At 66.5% G+C, this 12,951-nt stretch carries 14 protein-coding genes and 1 pseudogene; 2 read left to right on the top strand and 13 right to left on the bottom strand.

The features are described 5' to 3' along the window. The 12 genes and pseudogenes from KAY22_RS17690 to KAY22_RS17635 all read right to left on the bottom strand — a co-directional run. Window positions 1-483, bottom strand: a 483-nt coding sequence (locus KAY22_RS17690) for an electron transfer flavoprotein subunit beta/FixA family protein (protein ID WP_296624619.1), incomplete at its 3' end; no start/stop codon positions are given. Between the two features lie 191 nt (window positions 484-674). After that, entirely contained in the window at window positions 675-1,874 is a 1,200-nt protein-coding gene (gene sucC / locus KAY22_RS17685) for an ADP-forming succinate--CoA ligase subunit beta (protein ID WP_296624618.1), read from the bottom strand. Between the two features lie 186 nt (window positions 1,875-2,060). Next, entirely contained in the window at window positions 2,061-2,381 is a 321-nt protein-coding gene (locus KAY22_RS17680) for a hypothetical protein (protein ID WP_296624617.1), read from the bottom strand. 99 nt (window positions 2,382-2,480) lie between these two features. Next, window positions 2,481-2,879 carry a hypothetical protein gene (locus KAY22_RS17675; protein ID WP_296624615.1) on the bottom strand — a complete coding sequence of 133 codons (399 nt, stop codon included), beginning with the start codon at window positions 2,877-2,879 and terminating at the stop codon, window positions 2,481-2,483. Window positions 2,880-2,909: 30 nt separating this feature from the next. Beyond that, the gene (locus tag KAY22_RS17670; RefSeq protein WP_296624614.1) at window positions 2,910-3,428 is read right to left on the bottom strand and encodes a demethoxyubiquinone hydroxylase family protein; all 519 of its coding nucleotides are present in this window, start codon (window positions 3,426-3,428) and stop codon (window positions 2,910-2,912) included. Continuing rightward, window positions 3,425-3,898: a disulfide bond formation protein B gene (locus tag KAY22_RS17665; RefSeq protein ID WP_296624612.1), complete on the bottom strand. Its 474-nt coding sequence runs from the start codon at window positions 3,896-3,898 to the stop codon at window positions 3,425-3,427. The genes KAY22_RS17670 and KAY22_RS17665 overlap by 4 nt, the downstream gene beginning before the upstream one ends. Before the next feature lie 81 nt (window positions 3,899-3,979). After that, on the bottom strand, window positions 3,980-5,287 hold the full coding sequence (locus KAY22_RS17660; RefSeq protein WP_296624621.1) for a S41 family peptidase: 1,308 nt from the start codon (window positions 5,285-5,287) through the stop codon (window positions 3,980-3,982). Window positions 5,288-5,637: 350 nt separating this feature from the next. Next, complete coding sequence (locus tag KAY22_RS17655; RefSeq protein ID WP_296624611.1) at window positions 5,638-6,873, bottom strand: peptidoglycan DD-metalloendopeptidase family protein; 1,236 nt, start codon at window positions 6,871-6,873, stop codon at window positions 5,638-5,640. Beyond that, window positions 6,863-7,297: a 23S rRNA (pseudouridine(1915)-N(3))-methyltransferase RlmH gene (locus tag KAY22_RS17650; RefSeq protein ID WP_296624610.1), complete on the bottom strand. Its 435-nt coding sequence runs from the start codon at window positions 7,295-7,297 to the stop codon at window positions 6,863-6,865. Before KAY22_RS17650 ends, KAY22_RS17655 begins: the two co-directional genes overlap by 11 nt. Window positions 7,298-7,330: 33 nt before the next feature. After that, window positions 7,331-7,720, bottom strand: a complete 390-nt coding sequence (rsfS, locus tag KAY22_RS17645) for a ribosome silencing factor (protein WP_296624620.1) — start codon at window positions 7,718-7,720, stop codon at window positions 7,331-7,333. A gap of 14 nt (window positions 7,721-7,734) precedes the next feature. Continuing rightward, the gene (locus KAY22_RS17640; RefSeq protein WP_296624609.1) at window positions 7,735-8,379 is read right to left on the bottom strand and encodes a nicotinate-nucleotide adenylyltransferase; all 645 of its coding nucleotides are present in this window, start codon (window positions 8,377-8,379) and stop codon (window positions 7,735-7,737) included. Window positions 8,380-8,640: 261 nt separating this feature from the next. After that, a pseudogene (locus KAY22_RS17635) lies at window positions 8,641-9,090 on the bottom strand (vgr related protein); the annotation flags it as partial. A 107-nt stretch (window positions 9,091-9,197) separates the two neighbouring features. On the opposite strand from KAY22_RS17635, the gene KAY22_RS17630 reads away from it, so the two are divergent. Beyond that, complete coding sequence (locus tag KAY22_RS17630; protein ID WP_296624608.1) at window positions 9,198-9,821, top strand: outer membrane lipoprotein carrier protein LolA; 624 nt, start codon at window positions 9,198-9,200, stop codon at window positions 9,819-9,821. 181 nt (window positions 9,822-10,002) lie between these two features. On the opposite strand, the gene KAY22_RS17625 is transcribed toward KAY22_RS17630, so the two are convergent. Further along, window positions 10,003-10,809: a TIM barrel protein gene (locus KAY22_RS17625; protein ID WP_296624607.1), complete on the bottom strand. Its 807-nt coding sequence runs from the start codon at window positions 10,807-10,809 to the stop codon at window positions 10,003-10,005. Window positions 10,810-11,055: 246 nt separating this feature from the next. Between KAY22_RS17625 and KAY22_RS17620 the strand changes: the two genes are divergently transcribed. Next, window positions 11,056-12,951, top strand: a 1,896-nt coding sequence (locus KAY22_RS17620; protein ID WP_296624606.1) for a TonB-dependent receptor, incomplete at its 3' end; no start/stop codon positions are given.

Raw genomic sequence — 12,951 nt, 5'->3', positions numbered from 1 at the left:
GCCATCGACTTCACGGGTGACCTTGACGCTGTCGCCTTCGACCTCGACCTTCGAAGCGAAGGTGCCCTGCGGCCGGCCGGTGAGCGCGGCGAGCATCTGGCCGGTCTGGTTCGAATCGTCGTCGATCGCCTGCTTGCCGAGGATGACGAGGCCGGGGGCCTCTTCCTCGACGATCTTCGCGAGCAGCTTGGCGACGCCGAGCGGCTCGACTTCGGTCTCGCTGACGATCAGGATCGCGCGGTCGGCCCCCATGGCGAGTGCGGTGCGCAGCGTTTCCTGGGCCTTCTGCTCGCCGATCGAAACCGCGACGATCTCGGTGGCGATGCCCTTTTCCTTCAGGCGGATGGCTTCTTCGACGGCGATTTCGTCGAACGGGTTCATCGACATCTTGACGTTGGCCAGGTCGACGCCGGTGCCGTCCATCTTGACGCGAGGCTTCACGTTGTAATCGATGACCCGCTTAACGGGCACGAGGACTTTCATAGCTTCACTCCTTGGCCTTGGCACTTGCCCTGGGGAGGCCGTATCCCTTGCTGTCAGCGGGCCGGGACCTTGCGGACCCGGCTCCATGGCCGATCGCCATTGCGGTTCGGGGCGGTCAAATCAAATGTGAATTTGTAAAACTGCGAAATACCGTTTTGCAAATCGGATCGACCGCGCCCTCACCCGACGGATCAGGCCGCCTTCTTCACTTCCGCGACGATCTTGCGCGCGGCGTCGCCCAGATCGTCGGCCGCCACGATCGGCAGGCCCGAACCGGCCAGCAGGTCCTTGCCCTGCTGAACGTTGGTGCCCTCAAGGCGGACGACCAGCGGAACCGACAGGTTCACTTCCTTCGCTGCCGCGATGATGCCTTCAGCGATGATGTCGCAGCGCATGATGCCGCCGAAGATGTTGACGAGGATGCCCTTCACCGCCGGGTCGCTCAGGATGATCTTGAACGCCGCAGTGACCTTCTCCTTCGTGGCGCCGCCGCCGACGTCGAGGAAGTTGGCCGGGAACATGCCGTTCAGCTTGATGATGTCCATCGTCGCCATGGCGAGGCCCGCGCCGTTGACCATGCAGCCGATGTCGCCATCCAGCTTGATATAAGCAAGGTCATATTTCGACGCTTCGATCTCGGCGGGGTCCTCCTCGGTCTCGTCGCGCAGAGCGAGGATCTCGGGGCGGCGATACAGCGCGTTCGAGTCGAAGCTGACCTTCGCGTCGAGGACGAGCAGCTTGCCGTCGGTCGTCTCGACCAGCGGATTGACCTCGAGCATCGACATGTCGGTCGCGATGAAGGCGTTGTAGAGCTGCTCGGCCAGCTTGACGGCCTGCTTGTTGAGGTCGCCCTTGAGCTTCAGCGCGAAGGCCACGGCGCGGCCGTGGTGGGGCTGGAAGCCCTCGGCCGGATCGATCACGATCGTGCGGATCTTCTCGGGCGTGTCATGGGCGACCTGCTCGATGTCCATGCCGCCCTCGGTCGACACGATCATCGCGATGCGACCGGTCTTGCGGTCGACGAGCATCGACAGATAATATTCGGATTTGATGTCGGCGCCGTCGGTCACGTAGAGGCGGTTGACCTGCTTGCCGGCTTCGCCCGTCTGGATGGTGACGAGGGTGTTGCCGAGCATGTCCTGCGCGTTGGCGCGGACTTCCTCGACCGACTTGGACAGGCGGACGCCGCCCTTGGCATCGGCCGGCAGTTCCTTGAACTTGCCCTTGCCGCGGCCACCCGCGTGGATCTGCGCCTTGACCACCCAGATCGGCCCGGGGAGCTTCTTGGCTGCCTCGACGGCTTCGTCGACGCTCAGTGCCGCATGGCCGGCGGGCACTGCCACACCGAACTTCGCCAGCAGCTCCTTGGCCTGATATTCATGGATGTTCATGCGCGAGCCTGTCCTTCAGAGTCCACGGGATTTGCAGGCGCTAAAGCATGAAAGATGCGCCTTGAAAACCCCATCCGCAGCAAATCAAACGATGCGCGGGCAATAGGCAAACTTTGTTCCGCGGGGAAGCTGTGCGGAAGGACAGTGGCGCCCGGCCAGCTTGCCGCAGGGCTGCGGACGCCGCCCTCAGCTTGCGATCGAGCAGCCGATTCCGGCCTTCAGCACCACCGAGACGATCTCGGGGTCCTGCAGCGCGCGCAGACGCCGGACAAGTTCGTCCACGCTCATTTCGCGGACGTCCCGATTGCCAAGCCCGCCCAGCGATTGCAGCCGGCGCAGCTGGACCAGCGACAGGCGGTCGACCATGCGTTCGGCCATGCAGGAGGCAACCGGCGGGCGAATCCCCGCGTCGATCAGCTTGGTGCGGACCCTGGCTTCGGGCGAGACCGAGGCGCAGCCGGCGAGCGCCAGTGCGGCGAGGGCGGGGAGAAAGGCGAGACGGTTCATCGGTCGTTTTCCGGATGGCGGAATCATGCCAGGCCATCTGCCAAAAACGCGATTGATCCGCAATGAACGGGCGGAACCGTCAATCCTCTCCCGCAGAGATCAGAATTTGATCCCGCACTTCTTGCCGTCGGCCTTGTCCTCGTCGCACGCCTTGCGGGCGAGTTCGCGGAAGCACCCCGAAGCGCCGCCGACGCCGCTGGTCGAGCAGCTCTGAGCGCCGCTGCGGCCGACATATTCGAGGCTGGACGCGCGGTCGCCCCAATTATCGTTCTTCGGTTCGGTCCGGCGCAGCTGTTCGGGGATGCGATAGCGTTCCGATTCGGGCATGCGCTGGCAGACGACGATCTCGTCGCCATTGCTGGTAGGGCAGGGGTCGGTGCCGAAGATCGTCAGCACGCGCTGGGTGCGCTGCGCCTGGACGGGCGCCGTGGCGGGCAGCGCAGCAAAGGCCGCGGCAAGGATCGCCAGCGCCGGGGTGAAGATGCGGTTCCTGATCATCGGCGCGGGTCCTGTCCTGTGTTCAAGTCTTTATATGTGCCGGGAAAGTCCGATGGCAATGCGGCAACCGAGACGAATGGCACCCGACAGCAGCGGATAGGCGGGCGCCTGCTCCGCGCCGGCGGCGATCGCCGTCTCGCGATGTTCGACTTCCTCGGCGCGGAAGTCGCGGATCGTCTCGGCCAGTTCGGGATCCTCGTCGCCCAGCTCGTCGAGCTGCTCGCCATAATGGCGATCGATCTCGGTCTCGATCGCTGCGGTGCAGGCCATCGCCGCCTTGGGGCCGATCAGCGCGGTTGCCGCACCCAGGGCGAAGCCCGCGACGTCCCAGAGCGGGCGCAGTGCGGTCGGGCGGACCCCGCGTTCGGCGATCATCCGGTCGAAAATGACGCGGTGGCGCGCTTCCTGATGCGCCATGCGGGCGATGGCACGCGCTTCCGGGCTGCGCTGTCCCATCACCGCCAGCTGGCCGGCATAGATACGGGTCGCGCCGAACTCTCCGGCCTGGTCGACGCGGAGCATCGCCGCGCGGCTGCTGTCGCTGGTCATGGCTTGCGCTTCCACATCAGGAGGATGCCGAGTGCTCCGAGGGTCGATAGGATTGCGTTGTATCCGGCGAGCGAAATGCCGAACAGCGTCCATTGGGGCACGTCGCACTGGATCATCGGGGTCGCCATGATCTGTGCCATCAGATCGTCGGTCGAGCCGCCGGTCAGCGGGGCGGAGCAGCGGGTAATGCCCTCCCACCATTTATATTCCACGCCGGCGTGGAAGACCCCGATCAGGCCGCTGACGAGGATGCCGAGAATGGCGATCCATAGCGCCGTGCGACCGGCCGGCTTGTCGCCCAGCGGAAAGGCGAACAGCGCGGCGGCAATGGCGATCTCGTGCGGCCAGCGCTGCCAGTGGCACATCTCGCACGGGAAGAGGCCGCCGATATATTGCGATCCCAGCGCGCCGGTCATCAGCGCGGAGGGGAGGAGGAGCGCGGCAAGCCGCGCCTGGGCGAAGCGTTTCATGGACAAGGCCTTAGCACAGATGGCGCGGGGGGCCAGCCCAACCGAGGGACAGGCGCGTCGAGCGCCGGTCCGCAGCCGGTGTCAGCGTGCGCCGGTCTTCTTCGCGCCGCCCTGCGCGGTGCGTAGCGGCGGCTGCGCCATGCGGGCGATCGTCTTCACCGCATAGTCGAGCTGGAAGTCCTCGATGCCCTGCTTCTTCAGGTCGGCGGCCGTCAGCTGGAAGCGGGGATCGGGCTTGCCGTCATCCTCCAGCACCTTGTCGTCGACCTTGGCCTCGTTGATCAGGTGGCGGCGGAGATCGGATTCGCGCAGGCGCGGCCGATCCTTGTAATCGGCGTCGCTGAGCTGGGGTACGCGCAGATCGGGCTTGATACCGCCCTCCTGCACCGACCGGCCCGACGGCGTATAATAGCGCGCGGTCGTCAGCTTGAGCGCGGTCTCGTCCGACAGGTCGATCACCGTCTGGACGGAGCCCTTGCCGAAGGTCCGCTCACCCATCACCAATGCGCGCTTCTGGTCCTGCAGCGCGCCGGCGACGATCTCCGCCGCCGAGGCCGAGCCGGCATCGACCAGCACGATGATCGGCAGGCCATGGGCGAGGTCGGGCGGAGAGGCGGTCGCATAGCGGCGCTCGATATCGTTCTTCTCGCGCCCGCGCTGCGACACGATCTCGCCCCGGTCGAGGAAGATGTCGGCGACGTCGATCGCCTGGTCGAGCAGGCCGCCGGGGTTGGAGCGCAGGTCGATGACATAGCCGGCCGGATCATGACCGAGCGACTTCTGGATACCCGCGATCGCCGCCCGCACCGAATCGCCGGTGTTGGCGTTGACGAAGGTGTTGATGTTGATGATGCCGACCTGATCCTTCACCTCCCACTTCACGGGCTTCATCTGGATGAGCTCGCGAGTGAGGCTGATGTCGAACGGCTTTTCGCGGCCGGGACGGACGATCGTCAGCAGGATCTTCGAGCCCGGCTTGCCGCGCATCTGATCGACCGCTTCGTCGAGTGTGCCGCCATAGAGCAGCTTGCTGTCGATATGGGTGATATAGTCGCCGGTCTTGAGGCCCGCGCGGCCAGCCGGGGTGTCTTCCTGCGCCGTCATGATCTTGACCGCGCCGTCCTCCATGGTGACCGAGAGGCCGAGGCCGCCATAGGCGCCCTGCGTCTGCGTCCGCATATTCTGCCGGTCGCGCGCATCGAGATAGGAACTGTGCGGGTCGAGGCTGGCGAGCATGCCGTCGATCGCGCCCTTGATCAGCGTGCGATCATCGACCTTCTCGACATAGTCCGAGCGGACCCGCTCGAACACGCTCATGAACTGGTCGAGCTCTTTATAGGTGCTCACGTCCACCGCGCCGATAGCGGGTGCGATCGTCGCCACGATCATGCCGGCGCCGAACAATCCAACCGAACGCAACAGGGTCTTCGTCATCTTTCAGCCCGCTCCCGGGAAACGTCGCACCGTACAGGCAATATGCCGACGGTTAAATAGTCAGCCCGTTAAAATGGGGCTGCCGACATGGCCATGGCATGAACATGGTTGGCAAATGCTTATCGGTCAATGACCGTGCGGCTTCCCCTTCGTGCCTGGGTGCTGCCCCTCCACCATCCCGCGGATGGTCCCCCGCCCCGTTCCGGGGAGGATCTGGCAACATCCCATTCCTCCCCGGCACGGGGAGGGGGCGCGGCGCAGCCGGTGGAGGGGAAATCGCCGAGTCACTGCGCGCGAAAGGCGCCCTACTGCCCTCCCACGATCGGAAGCAGGTCGACCGGCACCCCACGATGCCGCAGCTCGACCGTCACGCGCGGGGTGGGCCCGCCGACGGTGCCGAGCGGGCTGCCTTCGATGAGTTGGGCACCCGTGCGGACGTGGAGGCGGCCGAGGCCCGTCACCAGCGTCGCCCAGCCATCGTCATGATCGATGATCACGATCCCCCCGTAACTGCGGAAGGGCCCGGCGTAGGAGACCCGCCCGGCGGCCGGCGCCACGACCTGGGCATTGCGCGCCGTTGCAAGGGTGATGCCGCGCGCGCGGACACCCGACTCGGATAGCTCGCCCATGCCGCTGACGATCCGGCCGAGCACCGGCAGCCGATAGCGCGGCGGCTTTGCCACGCCCTGGAGCATATCGCTGAGCGCCGATGGCGCGGGCAGGCCGGCGCGGCCGGGCAGGGCCGGTCGCAGCCGCGGCCCGTCCAGGCTGGCGAGCCTTGTCCGGATGTCGGACTGTTCGCCCAGTTCTTCGATCAGTCCGGCGATGTCGCGGGCCTTTTCGCCCATCGCGATCATCCGGTCCTGCTGGCTCATCGCGTCGTCGACCAGCCCCTGCGACTGTCGGCGCTGGTCTGCTTCGAGCCGCGCCAGCGCGCGTTGCTCGATACGAAACTGCTCCTGCTCGTGGCGGAGATCGGCCACCGCCGCATCGGCCTGCCGGCGAAGCGCGTCGGCGCGCTCGACCTCGGCGCGCAGGCCGGCGGTGCGGCGTCGTATCTCGGGCAGCGCAGTGCCGAGCAGCGAGCGGACATGGATCATGTCGTCTATCGAGCCGGGCTGGACGAGCGCGAGCGCCGCCGGGCGTCGCGCCATGGTCTGCAGCGCCGCAGTGAGGCGCACGATCGGTCCCTGTCGCTCGGCGAGCCGAGCGCGTTGCTGCAGGCGGAGCCGGTCGATGATCAGCATGCGCGCCTGTGCGGCGGCGATCCGGGCTTCGGCGGCCTGGATGGCGGCGGCAGCAGCGGCTTGCTCGGCGCGGGATCGGTCGGCCGCGCGGCGCATGGCGCGGGCCTCGCGTTCCAGTTGCGCGGCGCGGCGTTCGGCCGCCCGGGCCTGGCTCCGCGCGATTCCCATGGCGCGCCGCTGTTCGGCGATGGCGGGATCCATCTGTGCGGCCGGAGTCGCGCCGGGTGTGGCGAACCCGAGCAAGGCCGCAGCGCAAAGGGTCAGGCGGATATCGCGCGCCCTGTCAGGCGCCACGGCTGCCCTCGCGATGATAAGGGTGCCCCGCCAATATGCTGGTGGCGCGCCACAGCTGCTCGGCCAGCATGGCGCGGGCGAGAAGGTGCGGCCAGGTCGCCTTGCCGAAGGCGATCAGCAGGTCCGCGTCCCGCCGTTCCGTTTCTTCGAACCCGTCCGCCGCGCCGATCATGAAGCGCGCTTCGCGCCGGCCGTCGTCGCGCCAGCGACCGAGCGTCTCGGCAAAGGCCATGGATCCCATCTGCTGGCCCTTCTCATCGAGCAGGACCAGCATGGTGCCGGGGTCTCGCGGCGGGACGCGGCCGCCGGTGTCGGGCAGCTCGGTGATCTTCGTCGGCCAGGCGACGCGCTTCATGTAGCGATCGACGAGATCGGCTTCGGGGCCGCGACCGATGCGGCCGCGCGCGACGATGTGCAGCAGCACCTTCGTTCCCCGTCCGGCCGCGTTACGCCGCGATCAGCCCTGAACCGCGACGGGCGCGGGCGCGTCTCCGAAATTCCACATCCGCTCGAGATTGTAGAAGCTGCGCACCTCGGGGCGGAACAGGTGGACGATCACGTCGCCCGCGTCGATCAGCACCCAGTCCGCCGTCGGCAGGCCTTCGATGCGGACCGCCCTGCCGGTTTCGCTCTTGATCTTGTCGGCGAGCTTCATGGCCATCGAGGCCACCTGGCGGGTCGAACGACCGGAAGCGATGACCATATGATCGGCGATCGACGATTTGCCGGCGAGCGGAATCGAGACGGTCTCGATCGCCTGATCGTCGTCGAGGGACTTCAGGATCAGCTGATGCAGCCGGTCCGAAGGGTCTGCATCCTTGGCGCCGGTGGTTCCGGCGGGCCCGATGCTGTCTGGGGCGGTCAATGTACCTCCTTGGGAAGCGGCCGGCGGGTCACGCGGTCTCGCAAGCCTTTTTTGTCATGTGAAAGGTGCCAGCCTGGGTCCTTGGCCCGGAGCCGCGTAGCGGAACCGCGATCAGGATAATAGTGCAGCAGCACGAGGGCCGGCGTTCTCCATCTCGTCCAGTCTTTCGCCTTGGCCGCGGGCCGGACGAAGCGCCGTAGCCAGCCCATCGCCTTGGAGGTGCGGGCAGCCTCATCATAACCCGGACGCGCGATGACGGCAATGGTGACGCTGCGCGCGATGCCGCGCCAGTCGCGCCAGCGGTCGAACTGCTCCAGATTGTCCGCGCCCATGACCCAGACGAAGCGCCGCCTGGGGTAACGGCGGACCAGCGCACGGATCGTGTCGGCGGTATAGCGCGTGCCAAGTTGCGCCTCGATCGCAGTGGGCCGGATCGGGGCCCGCCGGGCCAGTCGTTCCGCCGACGACAGCCGCGCCGACAGCGGCGCCATGTCGCGCGCGCCGGCCTTCAGCGGGTTGCCCGGCGAGACCAGCCACCACATCTCGCGCAGCCCCAGCGCGCGCAGGGCGAACAGGCTGATATGCCGGTGGCTGTAATGCGCGGGATTGAAGCTGCCGCCGAGCAGGCCGGTAGGAATCATCGGGAGCGTTTAGCGCCGAGTCCCGAATCATGCCAGCGGAGTCGGGAGCCGAGGTCCCGTGCCGTGCGCGGAGAGTCCTCTCGCAGTTCCACCGTTCCCTGCGCGCGGAGGTCGCCGCTTCCCCTCCACCGGCTACGCCGGTCCCCCTCCCCGTGCCGGGGAGGAACTTGGGAATGATGTGCGGCAAAGTTCCTCCCCGGCACGGGGAGGGGGACCATCCGCAGGATGGTGGAGGGGAAGCTCGGTCGGAAGGAAATCTGGCGGCAGCACCGCCCTATAGACTGCCAACGTCGGCTTGCCGGGCCGCGCGATGCCGCGCGACAGAAGGAAGGCGTCGGCGACGATCTCGGCCTGCTGTTCTATGCCATAGCGCGCGAAGGGCTTGCGCGGCTTCAATGTATAGAGATATCGGCAGAACGGGTGCCGCATCAGCGGCAGATACCATCGGCCACCGCGCTGGGCCTGCCAGACATGCGTCATCTCATGGACGAACAGCGCCTGCATGCCGATCGACGCCGCAGCATAGCAGTCGCGATAGAGCGGGCCGTCAGGGTGGCACCAGAGATCGCCGTCGGGCGCCATCAGCACGTTGCGCGGCTGCAGGCGCCACCAGCGCGCGCGGTGGACGCGCACCGGTTCGGGATCGAGGGCGGAGCCGAACACCTCCCCGACGAGGCGGCGTTCTTCTTGGGTCAGAGCACGGGCGGTCATGCGACCCATATAGGAAACCCGATCGCGTTTCGGGACGTTGCCCCGCTTCATTCCCAATTCAGCGCGGCTCCTCCATAAGCGGCGGCCAAATGACCAGAAGGACAATCATGCGTTCGCTTTCCCCATTTTCGGCCCTGTCCCTGCTGCCGGTCGCGCTGGTCGCAGCCGCCCCCGCTGTGGCGGCGCCGTCCGGTGCCCTGGCGGAGGTATCGGCGCATCTGCGCGGAATCACCACCATGACCGCCGATTTCGTCCAGACCGATCGTAACGGCAAGGCGCTGTCGGGCACGCTCAGCCTGCGCCAGCCGGGGCGGGTGCGCTTCGCCTATCAGAAGGGCGTGCCATTGCTCATCGTCGGCGATGGCAAGGCGCTGACGATGATCGACTATTCGGTGCGTCAGGTGTCGCGCTGGCCGGTCGGCAATTCGCCGCTGTCGGTGCTGATCGATCCCAGCAAGGACATCAGCCGTTTCGCCAAGGTCGTCGACGGGGCGGCACCCGGCACCACCCTGGTCGAGGCGCGCGACCCGAAGCATCCCGAGTTCGGCACGATCACCATCGCTTTCGCGCGCGGCAATGGGCCCGGCGGGCTCAAGCTGATGGGGTGGACGGTGGTCGATGCGCAGAACGGACGCTCGACCGTGCGCCTATCGAATCAGGCTTATGGGGTGCCGATTTCCGACAAGACGTTCAAATGGGACGACCCACGGCCGAAGGGTCCCCGCAATTAACGGGTTCGTTCATTTGGGCGACAGCTAAGCTGTCCTAGAACGCCTTTCAGCGGACGCGACCTTCTCGAGATTCCCCCCTGTTGCTCGAGACAGACCATCGCGCCCCGCCTGCGTGACGAACGCCAGGTTGGCCCTCGCTCCCCGCCCCCGGAGCGAGGGCCTTTCCTTTTCCTGCCCCCGATCAGTCCCTGGCGAGCCCGTCGAAGAAAGCGCGGGAGGTCTCCAGCAGCCGTGCGGCGCGCTGGTTGAGGTCAGGCCAGCCATCGCGCAATGCCTTCGATCGCTCCTCGATCGCGATCGGTAGCCCCTCGGGCAGCAGCGCGACGATTTCACGCAGGGGTAAGCCGCCCGTGCCCATCGCCATTCGCCCGTCGAGTGCCTCGACCAATATGCCCTCCGCATCGTCGCGGGCCGGACCGATCGCAGGCGCGTCACACAACTGGATATAGCTGGTCCAGGCAGGCGGCAGTGCTGCGATCTCGTCCAGCGTTCCGCCCGAGCGGGACCAGTGGAGGCTGTCGACCAGCAGCGCGCAGGCCGGATCGTCGATCTCGCGCAGGATGGCGCTCGCTTCGTGGATGGTCTTCACCTCGGTGAACAGACCGAATTCCAGATTGATGCGGATGCCGTGCCGGCTGCCCGCCTCGGCAAGCAGCGCCAGCTTGTCGCGCGTGGCGCCCCGGTCGGGATCGCTGCTCACGCACAAAACGTTGCGCGCCCCGAGTTCGGCGCCGACCTCTACGATGCGCAGATGATCGGGATCGGGCGGTCCCGGCTTGATCCAGACCACCTCGATATCGAGCAGCCGCAGCCCGCTGTCATCGAGCGCGCGCTTGACCTCAGACGTGGTGCGGTCGGTCCAGTCGGCCGGTTCCATCCACATGCCGCCATAATCGAAGCCGGCGCGCGCGGCCGCCTCGACCAGCTGGAGCGGGGTTGCTTCGGGCATGATGCCCGACGCCATGGAAAGCGGGAATGTGGTGGCCATGCCGGTTCCTCTCGATCGCCGGTCGCACGCCGGCTCGCCACCGAATGTGACCGAGCGACCGGGGCTGCGAAATCGTCACAAAGGACAGGTTAGCCAAGCGTTCCTGTGTCCGCATCGCGCTGCAACAAATGCGTTTCGCATCTGCAATGATAGCGTCATCGCTCCAGCACGAAGCTGTCGCAGAGGACTCCTAATTGGCCGGCGCACAGGACGCGCACCGCGCGCCGATCGCCAAAGGGGATTATCATGAGCCTTCGTTCCCAGCTGCTGCTTGCGAGCGCGACCTTCGCGCTTCTCTCGGGCACCGCCCATGCGGCCGACGCCGCACCGGTCGCTGCCGACATTGTTCCCGCCGAAGCCGGCGCTGATGCCGAGCCGGGCGAAATCGTGGTTTTCGGTCGCGGCCAGGCGCGCCAGGTCCAGGAGATCAGCCAGGAAGATCTGCGCGTCCAGGCGCCGGGTTCGAGCCCGCTCAAGGCGATCTCCAAGCTGCCCAGCGTCAACTTCCAGTCGGCCGACCCGTTCGGCAATTATGAATGGTCGCAGCGCATCTCGATCCGCGGGTTCAACCAGAACCAGCTCGGCTACACCCTCGACGGCATCCCGCTGGGCGACTTCAGCTATGGCAATGTCAACGGCCTGCACATCAGCCGCGCGATCAGCCCCGAGAATATCGGCACGACCCGTGTGACGCAGGGCGCCGGTTCGCTCGGCACCAACGCGACCAACAATCTCGGCGGCACGATCGAGTTCGTCTCGCGCGCGCCGTCCGAAACCACGGCGGTCGACGTCGAAGCCACCTATGGCAGCGACGAGACCAAGCGCGGTTTCGTTCGCTTCGACACCGGCGGCGACAAGGTGCGCGGCTATGTGAGCTATGGCTATCTCGGCCTGAACAAGTGGAAGGGCGTCGGCGAACAGAACCAGCATATGGTCAACGCCAAGATCGTCGCCGACATGGGTGGTCCGATCATCAGCGGCATCTTCAGCTTCTCCGACCGTCGCGAGACCGACTATCAGGATCTGTCGCTCGACATGATCCGCCGCCTCGGCCTGCGCAACGACAATATCGGCAACAACTTCCCGCTGGCGCTGCAGATCGCGCAGGTCGGCGCCAATCGCGGCGACACGGGCGTGACGCCGACCAATCCAGCGGCGGGCACAGTCTATCCCGCGCCCTATTCGACCGTCGACGACGTCTATTATGACGCGGCTGGCCTGCGGCAGGATTATGTGGCGGGTCTGACGATCGACGCTCCGTTCAGCGAGTCGGTCAACGGCAGCCTGTCGACCTATTTTCACAGTAACCATGGCATGGGCCTGTGGTGGACGCCCTATGTGGCGAGCCCCAGCGGCAGCCCAATCTCGCAGCGCACGACCGAATATGACATTCGTCGCGGCGGCCTGTTCGGCAAGCTCGCCTGGACGCGCGGTCCCAACACGCTGACCGTCGGCGGCTGGTGGGAGAACAACCATTTCCATCAGGCGCGGCGCTTCTATGCGGTCAACCCCGCCACGGCCGACCAGAGCGATCATCTGAAGTTCCCGAGCAGTCCGTTCCGCACCGACTGGGACTTCCGCTTCGTCACCCACACCTATCAATATTTTGTCGAGGATCGCGTCGAACTGGGCGACCTCACGCTGACCGCCGGTGCCAAGGGCTTCCGCGTTTCGATCGACGCCAATCCGGTCAAAGCGGGCGTGCTGGCGCAGGGCCGGATCGTCTCGCGCGACTGGCTGCAGCCGTCGGCGGGTGCGGTCTACAAGATCGGCGAGGCCGAACTCTATGCCGGCTTCAGCCAGGTGACCCGCGCCTTCACCGGCGCCTCGACTTCGGGTCCGTTCGCCACGACCCAGGCCGGCTTCGACTCGCTCGACGTCAAGCCCGAGAAGTCGGACACCTATGAGGCGGGCGTCCGCTTCCGTCATGGCGCGCTGTCGGGCACGGCCGGCGGCTATTATGCCAGGTTCCGCAACCGTCTGCTGTCCTTCTCGAACGGCGCCGGCATCATCGGCAATCCGCCGACGCTGCAGAATGTAGGCGGCGTCGAATCCTATGGCTTCGAGACCGCGCTGCAATATCGCCTGATGGGTGCGGTCAGCCTGCTCGCCACCTGCAGCTACAACCATTCGACCTATGAG

This window comes from Rhizorhabdus sp. (assembly GCF_018006725.1).
Lineage (GTDB): Bacteria > Pseudomonadota > Alphaproteobacteria > Sphingomonadales > Sphingomonadaceae > Rhizorhabdus.
The sequence above is the reverse complement of the archived record's forward strand: the minus strand, read 5'-3'. Positions and strand labels throughout refer to the sequence as shown.

Coding starts and splice junctions, on each gene's coding strand:
- KAY22_RS17670 (WP_296624614.1), bottom strand. CDS start 3,428: ATGACCAGCGACAGCAGCCGCGCGGCGATGCTCCGCGTCGACCAGGCC.
- KAY22_RS17640 (WP_296624609.1), bottom strand. CDS start 8,379: ATGATTCCTACCGGCCTGCTCGGCGGCAGCTTCAATCCCGCGCATTAC.
- KAY22_RS17660 (WP_296624621.1), bottom strand. CDS start 5,287: ATGATCGTGGCGACGATCGCACCCGCTATCGGCGCGGTGGACGTGAGC.
- KAY22_RS17680 (WP_296624617.1), bottom strand. CDS start 2,381: ATGAACCGTCTCGCCTTTCTCCCCGCCCTCGCCGCACTGGCGCTCGCC.
- KAY22_RS17675 (WP_296624615.1), bottom strand. CDS start 2,879: ATGATCAGGAACCGCATCTTCACCCCGGCGCTGGCGATCCTTGCCGCG.
- KAY22_RS17630 (WP_296624608.1), top strand. CDS start 9,198: ATGCGTTCGCTTTCCCCATTTTCGGCCCTGTCCCTGCTGCCGGTCGCG.
- KAY22_RS17665 (WP_296624612.1), bottom strand. CDS start 3,898: ATGAAACGCTTCGCCCAGGCGCGGCTTGCCGCGCTCCTCCTCCCCTCC.
- KAY22_RS17625 (WP_296624607.1), bottom strand. CDS start 10,809: ATGGCCACCACATTCCCGCTTTCCATGGCGTCGGGCATCATGCCCGAA.
- sucC (WP_296624618.1), bottom strand. CDS start 1,874: ATGAACATCCATGAATATCAGGCCAAGGAGCTGCTGGCGAAGTTCGGT.